The sequence below is a fragment of the Variovorax sp. RO1 genome, assembly GCF_002849325.1.
In the GTDB taxonomy this organism is placed as follows: domain Bacteria; phylum Pseudomonadota; class Gammaproteobacteria; order Burkholderiales; family Burkholderiaceae_C; genus Variovorax.
In genome coordinates this window covers 527552-540296 of record NZ_PKMT01000003.1, presented here as the reverse complement: position 1 = coordinate 540296, position 12745 = coordinate 527552, and the positions used below count along the sequence as shown (strand labels likewise).

Annotated in this window: 14 protein-coding genes; 9 read left to right on the top strand and 5 right to left on the bottom strand. The window is 66.3% G+C overall.

The window, feature by feature from the left end; genetic code table 11:
• Positions 1-4: 4 nt before the first annotated feature.
• From panE to CY658_RS19465, 3 genes are all read right to left on the bottom strand, one after another.
• Positions 5-937: a 2-dehydropantoate 2-reductase gene (panE, locus tag CY658_RS19475; protein ID WP_101491759.1), complete on the bottom strand. Its 933-nt coding sequence runs from the start codon at positions 935-937 to the stop codon at positions 5-7.
• Between the two features lie 65 nt (positions 938-1002).
• Positions 1003-2229 carry an N-methyl-L-tryptophan oxidase gene (solA, locus tag CY658_RS19470; protein ID WP_101491758.1) on the bottom strand — a complete coding sequence of 409 codons (1227 nt, stop codon included), beginning with the start codon at positions 2227-2229 and terminating at the stop codon, positions 1003-1005.
• Positions 2230-2248: 19 nt separating this feature from the next.
• Positions 2249-3220, bottom strand: coding sequence for an aliphatic sulfonate ABC transporter substrate-binding protein (locus CY658_RS19465; RefSeq protein WP_101491921.1), 972 nt, complete (start codon positions 3218-3220; stop codon positions 2249-2251).
• A 189-nt stretch (positions 3221-3409) separates the two neighbouring features.
• Between CY658_RS19465 and CY658_RS19460 the strand changes: the two genes are divergently transcribed.
• On the top strand, positions 3410-3967 hold the full coding sequence (locus tag CY658_RS19460; RefSeq protein WP_101491757.1) for an NADPH-dependent FMN reductase: 558 nt from the start codon (positions 3410-3412) through the stop codon (positions 3965-3967).
• Positions 3968-4107: 140 nt separating this feature from the next.
• Here CY658_RS19460 and CY658_RS19455 read toward each other — a convergent pair whose 3' ends face one another.
• Positions 4108-4893 (bottom strand): SDR family NAD(P)-dependent oxidoreductase, encoded by a 786-nt coding sequence (locus tag CY658_RS19455; protein ID WP_101491756.1) that lies wholly within the window; start codon positions 4891-4893, stop codon positions 4108-4110.
• Between the two features lie 282 nt (positions 4894-5175).
• Complete coding sequence (locus tag CY658_RS19450) at positions 5176-5823, bottom strand: FMN-dependent NADH-azoreductase (RefSeq protein WP_101491755.1); 648 nt, start codon at positions 5821-5823, stop codon at positions 5176-5178.
• A 135-nt stretch (positions 5824-5958) separates the two neighbouring features.
• Between CY658_RS19450 and CY658_RS19445 the strand changes: the two genes are divergently transcribed.
• From CY658_RS19445 to CY658_RS19410, 8 genes are all read left to right on the top strand, one after another.
• The gene (locus tag CY658_RS19445; RefSeq protein WP_101491754.1) at positions 5959-6873 is read left to right on the top strand and encodes a LysR family transcriptional regulator; all 915 of its coding nucleotides are present in this window, start codon (positions 5959-5961) and stop codon (positions 6871-6873) included.
• 149 nt (positions 6874-7022) lie between these two features.
• On the top strand, positions 7023-7664 hold the full coding sequence (locus CY658_RS19440; protein WP_099789561.1) for a peroxiredoxin: 642 nt from the start codon (positions 7023-7025) through the stop codon (positions 7662-7664).
• A 22-nt stretch (positions 7665-7686) separates the two neighbouring features.
• Positions 7687-8262 (top strand): RBBP9/YdeN family alpha/beta hydrolase, encoded by a 576-nt coding sequence (locus CY658_RS19435; protein WP_101491753.1) that lies wholly within the window; start codon positions 7687-7689, stop codon positions 8260-8262.
• Positions 8259-9275 (top strand): sulfate ABC transporter substrate-binding protein, encoded by a 1017-nt coding sequence (locus CY658_RS19430; protein ID WP_101491752.1) that lies wholly within the window; start codon positions 8259-8261, stop codon positions 9273-9275. The genes CY658_RS19435 and CY658_RS19430 overlap by 4 nt, the downstream gene beginning before the upstream one ends.
• A complete protein-coding gene (gene cysT / locus CY658_RS19425; protein ID WP_099789553.1) occupies positions 9276-10163 on the top strand; it encodes a sulfate ABC transporter permease subunit CysT in 888 nt (295 codons plus the stop codon).
• A 1-nt stretch (position 10164) separates the two neighbouring features.
• Positions 10165-11067 (top strand): sulfate ABC transporter permease subunit CysW, encoded by a 903-nt coding sequence (gene cysW / locus CY658_RS19420; RefSeq protein WP_101491751.1) that lies wholly within the window; start codon positions 10165-10167, stop codon positions 11065-11067.
• A gap of 20 nt (positions 11068-11087) precedes the next feature.
• Complete coding sequence (locus tag CY658_RS19415; RefSeq protein ID WP_101491750.1) at positions 11088-12185, top strand: sulfate/molybdate ABC transporter ATP-binding protein; 1098 nt, start codon at positions 11088-11090, stop codon at positions 12183-12185.
• Positions 12182-12685 carry a disulfide bond formation protein B gene (locus CY658_RS19410; RefSeq protein ID WP_101491749.1) on the top strand — a complete coding sequence of 168 codons (504 nt, stop codon included), beginning with the start codon at positions 12182-12184 and terminating at the stop codon, positions 12683-12685. Before CY658_RS19415 ends, CY658_RS19410 begins: the two co-directional genes overlap by 4 nt.
• Positions 12686-12745: the final 60 nt, after the last annotated feature.

Genomic DNA, 12745 nt, shown 5'->3' with positions numbered 1-12745 from the left:
CCGTTCAACCGGCCTCGCGGGCGCGACGGAACTCGTAGGCCTTGAGGTGCACGTACGCCGTGCGCAGCACCGATGGCGTGGCTGACGCGGTGCGCGGTGCGCGGGCCAGCAGGTCGCCCAGGATGTGGTCGGCCTCGACGCGCGCGCCGCGGGCCATGTCCTTGTACATCGAGGCGGTCATGGGCGAGCCGGCGGTCGTGACCACCGCACGGCCGCGCGTGAGGGCGCCGGGTCGTGGGGCAAAGCCGTTGTGGGCGGCGATGGCGCAGCACTCGTCGAAGATCGCAAGCGCCACGTCTTCGCCGCCTGCGGCCACGATGTCGCCGATGGAGGAATGCATCAGGCTCGTGAGGCCTGCAGCCGAGGCGATGAAGACCCACTTCTCCCACATGTCCTGCGCGATGGTTTCGCTCGCGGTGGCGGCGAAGTTCGCGCCGGTGAACTGGGCCGCGATGGCGTCGATGCGCGCCGAGCGGCCGCCCACGCGTTCGCCGTAGCTCAGGCTGTGCATGTCGTTCAGGTGCAGCACGCGGCCTTCGTCGTCGAGCGTGGCGGAGATCATGCACAGGCCGCCGAGCACGCGCGCCTCGCCGAAGCGCGCGACCAGTCGGTCGATGTGGCCCAGGCCGTTGAGCAGCGGAAGGATGACGGTGTCGGGCCCGACGGCGGGCGCGAACGAGTCCATGGTCGCGTCGAGGTCGTAGGCCTTGCAGCCGACCACGACCACGTCGTAGGGGCCATCGATCTGCTGGGCCAGCACGTGCTTGGGCGTCGGCAGGTCGAGGTCGCCGCAGGGGCTGCGCACGACGAGGCCGGTCGTGGCCAGCTGGGCCGCGCGGCCGGGACGCAGAAGAAAGGTCACATCGCGGCCCGCTGCGAGCAGGCGCCCGCCGAAGTAACCACCGAGTGCACCGGCACCCACCATCAGGAATCGCATCGCGCGCTGCCTCCGAAGAAACTGAAGATCGGAAGCGATGATGCCCCGGATCGCGCGCGGGCGCCTCAGGGGTGTTGCGAGGCCACCAGCCGTTCGCGGGCAAAGGCGCGCAGGTCGAGGCCGTGCGCGCTCTCGCGGCCCAGCACACGGTCGGCGATGGCGTCACCCAGCCCCGCCGAGTGCTTGAAGCCGTGGCCGGAGCAGGCCGAGACGATCAGCACATTCGGCAGGCCGTCGAGTGCGTCGATCACGAAGCGGCGGTCGGGCGTGACGGTGTACATGCAGGCGCGGGCCTTGAGCGCCTGGCCTTTGATCTGCGGAAAGCGACCGGCGACGCGGTCGCGGTACATGGTGGCGGTTTCGTCGGCGCTCACGTCGCGCTCGAGGGTGTCGGGCGTGGTGGCGTCGACGTACTGCTCGGTGGCGACCTTCAGCGCGGGCTGCGATGCGTCGGAGGCCGGAAAGCCGTACATGTAGTCTTCCTGCGCGTCGCCGAACATCCAGATGAAGATCGGAAAACGCCCCGGCGTGAAGTCGGCCGCGGCGGCGGGGCCGGTGTCGAACCAGTGCATCACCTGCCGGTGCACGGAGAAGTCGGCCTGCCAGTCGGTGCGTGCCTGCCGGCCGAGGAACTCGGGCAGCCACGCACCGGCCGCAACCACCACCTGGTCGGCGGTGAAGCTCGCGGTTTCGGTGCGCACGCGCACGGTGTCGCCGTTGCCCACGGGCTCGACGCTCAGCACGCGCTCGCCGGTGCGGGTCTGTGCGCCGTCGGCGCGGGCCACGGCGAGCTGGGCGGCGATGGCGTCTTCAGGCCGCACGAAGCCGGCGTCGCGTTCGAGGTAGCCGATCTCGTCGCCCTGCAGATGGAACTGCGGGTAGCGCGCGCGGATGCCGTCCGCGTCGAGCACCTCGTGCGCGATGTCGAAGCGCTCGGCGCAGGCGATGGTGCCGCGCACGAAGTCGGACTTGCCGTGGTGCGCGGCCACGCGGTCGCGCGGTGCGAGGACGAGGCCGCCGGTGGTGGTCATCAGCGTGCGATCGGTGCGGGCCTCGAGCTCGCGCCAGATGGCGTGCGAGCGGTGCACCAGCGGCACGTACTCGTCGCCTTCGCCGACGGCCAGCCGCGTGATGCGCGAATCGCCGTGCGATGAGCCGCGGTCGTGCGGCGGCGCGAACTGGTCGATGCCGAGCACGCGTGCGCCGCGTTGTGAGAGCTGGTAGAGGGTGGCCGCGCCGAGGGCGCCGAGGCCGATGACGATCGCGTCGTAATGAGAGAGGGAACGGGTCACGGGGCGGAGGGTGTCGTCGTCACACAAGGTTCAGGTCGAGAAAAGCATCCTTCACCGCGATGGGCTGGGGAATGAGCTTCAGCTGCGCGAACACATCGGCCAGGCCCTGCTGCTCGCGGGCGATGGCGGGCGTGAGCGCCACCACGCCATAGTGCCGCCGTTCGGTCGCCAGCGCCAGCACCTTGGGCTCGACCTTGAGCTGCGGTGCGAGCGTGGCCACCACGTCGCCGGGGTGAGCCTGCGCCCAGTCGTTGGCCTTGCGCAGTTCAGCGAACACGGTGCGCAGCGTGTCGGCGTTGGTGCGCGCGAAGCCGGGCTGCGCGAAGTGGTAGGTGCGGTTGCCGCTCAGGCCGGTGCCGTCGAACAGCAGGCGCGATTCGGTCGCCACCTGCGCGCCGGCCAGGAACGGGTCCCACAGGCCGATGGCCGCGACGCTGCCCGACTGGTAGGCGGCGACGGTGTCGGAGGCCGTGACGATGTAGACCGGATCGATGTCTTCATAGCGCAGGCCGGCCGCTTCGAGCGCGCGGATCAGCACGTACTGCGTGTTGTAGCCGCGGCCGGTGACAACCTTCTTGCCCTTGAGGTCGCGCACGCTGCGGATCGGCGAGTCGCGCGGCACCAGGAAGCCGACGCCGCCGGGGTAGGGGGTTTCGGCCGCGAGGTAGACCAGGCCCTTGCCGCTGGCCTGCTGGAACACGCCGATGCCGTCGGAGGCATGGCCGAAGTCGATGGCGCCGGCTGCCAGCGCTTCCGACAGCTGGCTGCCGCCGAGGAACTCGCGCCACTCGACGTTCACGCCGGCCGGTGCCAGCGCCTTCTCGAGCTGGCCCGTGCCCTTGAGGATGTTGAGCGTGTTGAACTTCTGGTAGCCGATGCGCAGGGTGCGGGCGCGCGTCTGGGCGAACAGCGGGGCCGATGCGGCGACGAGGGCTGAGGCGGCGCCGGCCTGGAGCAGGCGGCGGCGGGAAGACGAGGAAAAGGTGTGCATGGCGTCGGCGAAAAATCGGCGACTGTAGGTGCGGGCGGCGCGCCGGGCCACGAAGCTTTTGTCATGTGCTCATGCACAAACTGGCGCACGTCACTACAAAGCGATGCATGAACTTTTCCGGAAAAGGTCATGGGGCCTTCGCATAATCGTCGTCGTCATTCCGACCCTCTCACTCAAGGAGCTTCATTCATGGCACAGACCCGGATCGCCGTCATCGTCGGCAGCCTGCGCAAGGATTCGTTCAACCACAAGCTGGCGTTGGCGCTGGCGCACCTGGCGCCGTCGGACTTCACCTTCGAAACCCTGCGCATCGACGACCTGCCGCTGTACAACCAGGACGACGATGGCAACCAGGCCGCTTCGGTGAAGCGCCTCAAGAGCGAGGTCGCGGCCGCGCAGGGCGTGCTGTTCGTCACGCCCGAATACAACCGCTCGATTCCCGGCGTGCTGAAGAACGCCATCGATCACGCATCGCGCCCCTACGGCCAGAGCGTCTGGGCCGGCAAGCCGACCGGCGTGGTCGGCATCTCGGTGGGCGCCATCGGCACCGCGCTGGCGCAGCAGCACCTGCGCAACATCCTGGCCTACCTCGACGCGCCCACGATGGGCGGGCCCGAAGTGTTCCTGCAGGCGAAGGAAGGCCTGTTCGACGACAAGGGCCACATCGGCAACGAAGGCACGCAGAAGTTCCTGCAGGGCTGGATGGACAAGTACGTGGCCTGGGTGAAGAGCCATTCGGCTGCCTGACGAATCGGGCGCCGTTCGACGCCCATGAGAAAGCCGCCCCTTGTGAGGGCGGCTTTCTTTTTGGAACTGACGATTTGATTGTCGCTATTTCAACTGAATTGAAAAATTGAATTCAATATCGATCAATTGGGTGTGGAAAATTATCGAACCGTATTTCCAACGACATAGCCGCCATCGACCGGCAAATCGGTGGCCGTAATGAACGCGGCGGCCGGACTGGCATAAAAAATCGCGGCGCCAACCAGATCTTCGGTCGATCCCCAGCGCTTGAGCGCGGAATGGCCGGCAATCAGGTCGTGGCTCTTTGGCACGCTCCACAGCACTTTCGTCATATCGGTCTTGTGGTATCCCGGAGAAATCGTGTTGACCCGCACGCCATGGGGACCGTACGCGTGCGCCAATGTTCGGGTCAAGCCGAGAAGCCCGGTCTTGCTCGCGGCATAGGCGGGAATTTCGGGCTCGACAAGATAGCTGAGCATCGACGAGATATTGATGATGCTGCCCTTCGCGCGGATCAGGTGCTCGCGAAAGGCGTACGACATGCGCATGACGCCATTGAGGTTGACGTTGATCACATCGAGGAAGACTTCCTCGGTATGTTCTGCCTCGCCGCAAAGGATGCCCTGTGCGTTGACCAGAACGTCGAGCGTTTCAAATCTTGCGGCAAACGCCTTGATGCCGTCGCCATCGCGTGCATCGAGGAGTTCGAAGCGAATGGATTGATTTGCCGGATTTAGCCTTTCCCTAGCGATCTTTTCAGGACTGCTTCCGGTGGCCACGACCGATGCACCGAGCCTCGCAAAGCCGTGCGCAATTGCGAGCCCGATGCCACTGGTGGCGCCCGATACCACAATGGATTTTCCATTGAAGAGGTCGCCGCGAAAGGTGTCGAGCAGGGTGTCTCTGTCTGTCTGATTTTCTTGCATGATTGGCCAGGAAGTGGTTGACTGCCGAATTGGCCAAAAAAGATTATCAGTGTTGGGTTGCTTTGGATATTTGATTCAAATGGAATTAACCAAAGACCTAAATGTTTGCAAAGGTCTGTTGTTTTGGGCGATTTGAGGCGTGCGCGGTGAAATGGGGTGCGCGCCGCACTGGCCCAGCGCGAAGGCACCCCGTGGCGAGGTGCTTCGGCAAGAGAAAGGCCAAAAAGCCGCGTCGGGTCCCTGCCACTGAGACCCAACGGGCTGTGAGCCGGCCGGCAAGGCTCAGGCAGCCTGGGCAATGTCCTTTTGGTTGGCTGCTTCAGCGGTCGCCACCACGATGTCGGCGCGGGCGGCGGTCAGTGCGGCGGCCTTGGGCGCGTCACCCATCGCGATGCCTTCGGCGCGCACGAAGCGCACGTCGGTGATGCCGAAGAAGCCGAAGATCACCTTCAGGTAGCTCTCCTGGTGTTCCGCGGCCTGACCGCCTTCGGAGGTCGAGTAGATGCCGCCGCGGCTCGACGCCACGATGATGGTCTTGCCGCCGGCCAGGCCCACGGCGCCCTTGCCGGTGTACTTGAAGGTGCGGCCGGCTTGGGCGAGGCGGTCGATCCAGGCCTTGAGCTGGGTCGGGATGGTGAAGTTGTACAGCGGGGCGCCGATCACGACGACATCGGCGGCAAGGAACTGGGTCACCAGCTTTTCCGACAGGGCGTTCTCGCGCAGCTGCGCTTCGGTCGGCTGGGCTTGCACGCCGGTCTTGATGCCGAGGGCGTCGGCGCCGAAGTGCGAGGGCGCGTCCACGGCGAGGTCAAGGTACTCGACCTGGGTGTTGGGGTGGGCGGCGCGCCAGGCGGCGACTGTTTCGGCGGTCAGCTGGCGCGAGGTGGAGCCGGCGGCCAGGATGCTGGAGTCGATGTGGAGCAGCTTCATGTCAGTCAATCACTTTCTGTGCAAGGTGTCGGCGCTGAGAAGTGGCCGGCGTTGGGAGTATTCTATTTTTGATGTGAGTGACTGATAAGTAGCCAAAATTTGATCAGATCGTTCTGTTTGCAGGACAATGAAGCGATGCAAGACCTCAACGACATGGTTTTCTTCGCCGAGGTGGCCGAACGGGGCGGCTTTGCCGCCGCCAGCCGGGCGCTGGGCATTCCCAAATCGCGCCTGTCGCGCCGCGTGGCCGAGCTCGAGGAGCGGCTGGGCGTGCAGCTGATGCAGCGCAGCACGCGGCGCCTGTCGCTCACGCCGGCCGGCGAGATCTATCTGCGGCACGCTTCGGCGATGCGCGATGCGGCCCAGGCGGCGGCAGAAGCGGTGGCGCAGGTGCAGACCGAGCCGAGCGGGCTGGTGCGGTTGACCTGCCCGGTCACCATCTCGCACAGCGGGCTGGCGCAGCTGATTCCGCTGTTCATGGCGCGTTATCCGGCGGTGCGCGTCGACATCCGCGTCATCAACCGGCCGGTGGACCTGATCGAAGAGGGCATCGACATCGCATTGCGCGTGCGCCCCACCATCGAGGACAGCACCGTGCTCGTGGCCAAGACCTTCGGCCACAGCCGCGGCGTGCTGGTCGCGAGCCCGGCGCTGCTGGCAGAACACGGGCCGATCGACACGCCCGCCGACCTCGCGAAGCTGCCGACGGCGGCCATGTCGGTCAACGGGGAAGGGCGCGCCGAATGGCGGCTCGAAGGCCCGGAAGGCCGCAGCCACCTGCATGTGCACACGCCGCGCTACGTGGCCGACGACCTCGCCACGCTGCAGTTCGGCGCACTGGGCGGCGTCGGCGCGACGCTGCTGCCCGACTACATGTGCAGCGCCGACGTCGAGGCCGGCCGGCTGGTGCGGGTGCTGCCCGGCTGGGGGCCGTCGCCCGTGGTGGCGCACATGGTGTTTCCGACGCGTCGGGCGCTGGTGCCGGCGGTGCGGCGGCTGATCGATTTCCTGTCCGAGCACCTGCAGAGCGAGCAGATGCGGATGTTCTGAGGCCGGATTGCTATCTAAAAGATAGCGTCACGCCAGGGCTTCGCAGGTTCTATATGCGAAAAACGTCATATACAAACAAACAGATATTCGTTTGCCATTGAAGCAGCGGTTCGCACAATCCAGGGCTTCACCCCCTCCTTGGAGCGACCATGGCAACCCTGCGACTCGGCGACACCGCCCCCAATTTCACCCAGGACTCCAGCGAAGGCCCGATCGACTTCTACCAGTGGGCCGGCGATTCGTGGATCGTGTTCTTCTCGCACCCGGCCGATTTCACGCCCGTGTGCACCACCGAACTCGGCAAGACCGCGGCGCTGTCGGGCGAGTTCGCCAAGCGCGGCGTGAAGCCCATCGCGCTGAGCGTTGACCCGGCCACCAAGCACAAGGAGTGGATCAGCGACATCAACGAGACGCAGAACACCACCGTCAACTTCCCGATCATTGCGGACGCCGACCGCAAGGTGGCCGACCTGTACGACCTGATCCACCCGAACGCGTCGGCCACGGCCACCGTTCGCAGCGTGTTCATCATCGATCCGAAGAAGGTGATCCGCACCACCATCACCTACCCGGCATCGACCGGTCGCAACTTCGACGAGATCCTGCGCGTGATCGACTCGCTGCAGCTCACCGACAGCCACAAGGTCGCCACGCCCGTGAACTGGAAGGACGGCGACGACGTCGTCATCGTGCCGAGCATCCAGGACCCGGCCGAACTGGCCGAGCGCTTCCCCAAGGGCTTCAAGGCCGTCAAGCCTTACCTGCGGATCACGCCGCAGCCCAACAAGTAAGAAGCCGCAGGACCGCGCCGTCATGCAGACTCGTGTCGTCATCGTGCCCGGTTGGCGCGACTCCGGGCCCGGCCATTGGCAGAGCCTGTGGGAAGCGCGCATTCCCGGCGCGGCGCGGGTCGCGCAGGACGACTGGGCCTCGCCCAAGCGCGACGCCTGGGTGCCCGCGCTGGCCAAGCTCGTGCTCGAAAGCGAAGGCCCCGTGGTCATCGCGGCGCACAGCCTGGGCTGCATCGCCACGGCGCACCTGCCGCCCGAGGCCGCCGCCCGCATCCAGGGTGCGCTGCTGGTGGCGCCGGCCGACCCGGAGCGCCGCGCGGTGCTGTCCGACTTCGCGCCCGTGCCGTACGCGGCGCTGCCGTACCGCAGCATCGTGGTGGCGAGCAGCAACGATCCTTATTGCCCCATCCGCCTGGCCGGCGCCTACTCGCGCGCCTGGGGCAGCGAGTTCGTGCGCATGCAGAATGCGGGGCACATCAACATCGATTCGGGGCACGGAGACTGGCCGCTCGGCCTGGCCCTGCTGCAATCGTTGACCGACGAACCCGCCGCCTGGTCGGCCGGTCGTGAATTTTCAGACAACCTGGCAACCACATGACTTCCAGAATCAAGACCTTCGCTGCCGTGCTCGCGCTGGCGTCCTCCGCACTCGCCGGCAGCACTGCCTTTGCCCAAGGCACGGGCCTGCTGAACGCCTCGTACGACGTGGCCCGCGAGTTCTACAAGGACTACAACGCGGCCTTCGTGGCGAACTACAAGAAGACCACGGGCAAGGACGTCAAGATCGACCAGTCGCACGGTGGCTCCAGCGCCCAGGCGCGCGCCGTGGCCGACGGCCTCGACGCCGATGTGGTCACCATGAACACCTCGACCGACATCGACTTCCTGGCCGGTACCGGCGTGGTCGCCAAGGACTGGAACAAGAAGTTTCCCGAGAACGCATCGCCCACCACCTCGACCATGCTGCTGCTGGTGCGCAACGGCAACCCCAAGGGCATCAAGGACTGGGACGACCTGATCAAGCCGGGCGTGCAGGTCGTGATCGTCAACCCCAAGACCGGCGGCAACGGCCGCTACGCCTACCTGGCTGCCTGGGGCTACATCAAGAAGAAGGGCGGCACCGACGCCCAGGCTGCCGAGTTCGTCGGCAAGCTGTTCAAGAACGTGCCGGTGCTGGCACGCGGCGGCCGCGACGCGACCACCGCCTTCCTGCAACGCAACATCGGCGACGCGCTGATCACCTTCGAATCCGAAGTGGTCTCGATCGACCGTGAATTCGGCACCGGCAAGGTCGACTCGGTGTACCCGTCGATCTCCATCGTGGCCGAGAACCCCGTTGCCATCGTCGAGCGCACCGTCAAGAAGAAGGGCACGGGCGAGCTCGCCAAGGCCTACCTCGACTGGCTGTACTCCGAAGAAGCGCAGGAAATCGCCGCCAAGCATGCGCTGCGTCCGCGTTCGCAGGCCGTGCTCAAGAAGTACGCCTCGACCTTCAAGCCGCTGCAGCTGTTCACGGTGCAGGAACTGTTCGGCAGCCTGAGCGAAGCGCAGAAGGTGCACTTCAATGACGGCGGTCAGTTCGACAAGCTGTACACCCCTGGCGCGAAGTAAATGAGCGGCGCTGCTTCTTCGGCGCTCCCGGCAGCGGGAGCGCCTTTTTCACGTGCCAACCGGGCAGGGGGCGCCAAGCGCGTGCTGCCCGGTTTCCACATCACGCTCGGCTTCACGGTCTTCTATCTGTGCCTGATCGTGCTGATCCCGCTGTCGGCGCTGGTCTTCAAGACCTTCACGATGACCTGGGAGCACTTCTGGGTGTCGGTGACCGCGCCGCGCGTGATGGCCTCGTACCGCCTGACCTTCGGCGCCTCGCTGATCGCCGCCATGGTGAACGCGGTGTTCGGCCTGCTCGTGGCCTGGGTGCTGGTGCGCTACAAGTTTCCGGGCAAGCGCATCGTCGATGCGCTGGTCGACCTGCCGTTCGCGCTGCCCACGGCCGTGGCCGGCATCTCGCTCACGGCGCTGCTCGCGGGCAACGGTTGGGTCGGGCAACTGCTCGAGCCGTACGGCATCAAGCTGGCGTTCACGCCGGCGGGCATCGTGATTGCGCTGATCTTCATCGGGCTGCCGTTCGTGGTGCGCACGGTGCAGCCGGTGCTCGAAGACACCGAGAAAGAACTGGAAGAAGCCGCGACGTCGCTGGGCGCCACGCGCCTGCAGACCTTCACCCGGGTGATCTTTCCGGCGATTGCGCCGGCATTGCTCACGGGCTTTGCCATGGCCTTCGCACGTGCCATCGGCGAGTACGGCTCGGTGATCTTCATCGCCGGCAACATGCCGATGATTTCCGAGATCACGCCGCTCATCATCATCGGCAAGCTGGAGCAGTACGACTACACGGGCGCCACGGCGGTCGCGCTGGTGATGCTGGTGCTGTCGTTCATCCTGCTGCTGGTCATCAACGGCCTGCAAGCCTGGCAGCGCAAGCGCGCGGGGGCATGACATGAGCGCACCTTCAAAAATCATCCGCCGCGCGCAGGCCGGCACCACCGAGTCGGCCTGGGTCCGCTGGACGCTGATCGGCGTCGCCCTCGTGTTCATGTTCCTGTTCCTCGTGCTGCCGCTGGCGGCCGTGGCGGTCGAGGCGCTGCGCAAGGGTCTCGGCGCCTACCTCGAGGCGCTGAAGGAACCCGATGCGTGGAGCGCCATCCGCCTCACGCTCATCACCGCCGCCATCGCGGTGCCGATGAACCTCGTCTTCGGCGTGGCCGCGGCCTGGGCCATCGCCAAGTTCGAGTTCCGCGGCAAGGCCTTTCTCACCACGCTGATCGACCTGCCGTTCGCGGTGTCGCCGGTGGTGGCGGGCCTGATCTACGTGCTGGTGTTCGGCGCGCAGGGTTGGTTCGGCCCGTGGCTCGCGGAGCACGACATCAAGATCATCTTTGCCGTGCCCGGCATCGTGCTGGCCACCGTGTTCGTGACCTTCCCCTTCATTGCGCGCGAACTCATTCCGCTGATGCAGGCGCAGGGCACCGACGAAGAGCAGGCCGCCATCGTGCTCGGCGCGACCGGCTGGCAGACCTTCTGGCGCGTGACCTTGCCCAACATCAAGTGGGGCCTGCTGTATGGCGTGATCCTGTGCAATGCGCGCGCCATGGGCGAGTTCGGCGCGGTGTCGGTGGTGTCGGGCCACATCCGCGGCCAGACCAACACGATGCCGCTGCACGTCGAAGTGCTCTACAACGAATACCAGTCGGTGGCCGCCTTCGCGGTGGCCTCGCTGCTGGCGATCCTGGCGCTGGTCACCCTGGTGATCAAGTCGGTCATCGAGTGGCGCCATGAGCGCGAAATGAAAGCCATCGCCGAGCTGCCGCCCGAGCGTCCCCCCGAGCCTTCGGCGGCCTGAGAAGACGAGAGAACAAGACCATGAGCATCGAAATCCGCAACATCAGCAAGCAGTTCGGCGACTTCCGGGCGCTGAACAACGTGAACCTCGACGTCGAGTCGGGTGAACTCGTCGCGCTGCTCGGCCCCTCGGGCTGCGGCAAGACCACGCTGCTGCGCATCATCGCGGGCCTGGAAACGGCCGACACCGGCAGCATCCATTTCTCGGGCGAAGACACGACCGACGTGCACGTGCGCGAACGCCAGGTCGGCTTCGTGTTCCAGCACTACGCGCTGTTCCGCCACATGACCGTGTTCGAGAACGTGGCCTTCGGCCTGCGCGTGAAGCCGCGCAAGGAGCGCCCGAGCGACGCGCAGATCAAGCAGAAGGTGACCGACCTGCTCAAGCTGGTGCAGCTCGACTGGCTGGCCGACCGCTACCCGTCGCAGCTGTCCGGCGGCCAGCGCCAGCGCATCGCGCTGGCCCGCGCGCTGGCGGTGGAGCCCAAGGTGCTGCTGCTCGACGAACCCTTCGGCGCGCTCGACGCCAAGGTGCGCAAGGAACTGCGCCGCTGGCTGCGCCGGCTGCACGACGAGCTGCACGTCACCTCGATCTTCGTCACGCACGACCAGGAAGAAGCGCTCGAAGTGGCCGACCGCGTGGTGGTCATCAACAAGGGCCGCATCGAGCAGGTCGGCTCGCCGCAGGACGTGTGGGACAAGCCCGCGAGCCCGTTCGTCTACGGCTTCCTCGGCGACGTGAACCTGTTCCACGGCCGGGCCGACAACGGCGCCGTGCAACTGGACGGCATGCGCATCGACTCGCCCGAGCACAGCACCGCGCGCGACGCCAAGGCACTGGCCTACGTGCGCCCGCACGACCTGGACGTGACCCGCTATGTGGCGGGCGCCACCGGCATCGTCGCCACGCTGTCGCGCGCGATTGTGGTCGGACCGATCGCGCGGCTGGAACTTGAGCCCACCGAAACGAATCCAGATAATCCGGGCTCCGGAACCATCATCGAAGCGCAACTCCCTGCGCAACAGTTCCGCGACCTGGGCTTGAAGGAAGGCGACACCGTCGTCGCCAACCCCCGCAAGGCCAGGGTGTTCGTAGAAGAAGATTGGGTGTCTCCTTGATCCATTGGTACTTCGGCGCGCCGCGCCGCGCGCTCGCGCTGATCTGCCTGGCCTGTGTCCTGATGCTGGCCTTCGGGCTGTATCTGCAACACGTGGTCGGGCTCGAACCCTGTCCCATGTGCATCGTGCAGCGCTATGCGCTGATGCTCGTGGCGCTGTTCACGGGCCTTGCTGCGCTGTTCAACAGCCGCGGCCTGCAGGTGACGGGCGGGCTGCTGGCACTGGCGGCGGCGGTGGGCGGTGCCTACACGGCGGCGCAGCAGAGCTGGCTGCAGTGGTATCCGCCCGAAGTCGTCTCGTGCGGGCGTGACCTGTACGGGATGATCGAGACCTTCCCGCTCAAGCGCGCGCTGCCGATGATCTTCCGCGGCGGCGGCGACTGTTCCAAGATCGACTGGTCGCTGTTCGGCCTGACGCTGGCGAACTGGTCGTTCATTGCGTTCACGGTGCTGGCGCTGTTGCTCCTCACCTTGCTGCTGCGTCGGCGCACGGCGCGCTGAGTTCTTTTTCAGTAATTTCTGCGGCGTGGCCCGCTGCCTTTCAAGGGCAGCGGGCCACGC